The 509-nt window shown below is 51.3% G+C and carries 1 rRNA gene; it reads left to right on the forward strand.

What is annotated here, in order from left to right:
• Positions 1-42 precede the first annotated feature (42 nt).
• Positions 43-509, forward strand: a 16S ribosomal RNA gene (locus tag ACFI34_RS18765); the annotation flags it as partial.

Below are 509 nucleotides of genomic sequence, written 5' to 3' on the forward strand. Positions count from 1 at the left end.
AAATTCAGAATTCATTGAGCTGTCGAAAGACACAAAACTTTTTAATTGAAGAGTTTGATCATGGCTCAGATTGAACGCTGGCGGCAGGCCTAACACATGCAAGTCGAGCGGTAACAGAGAGGTGCTTGCACCTTTGCTGACGAGCGGCGGACGGGTGAGTAATGCTTGGGAACATGCCTTGAGGTGGGGGACAACAGTTGGAAACGACTGCTAATACCGCATAATGTCTACGGACCAAAGGGGGCTTCGGCTCTCGCCTTTAGATTGGCCCAAGTGGGATTAGCTAGTTGGTGAGGTAATGGCTCACCAAGGCAACGATCCCTAGCTGGTTTGAGAGGATGATCAGCCACACTGGAACTGAGACACGGTCCAGACTCCTACGGGAGGCAGCAGTGGGGAATATTGCACAATGGGCGAAAGCCTGATGCAGCCATGCCGCGTGTGTGAAGAAGGCCTTCGGGTTGTAAAGCACTTTCAGTCAGGAGGAAAGGGTGTGAGTTAATACCTCA

This window comes from Pseudoalteromonas sp. PSi26, from assembly GCF_054960575.1.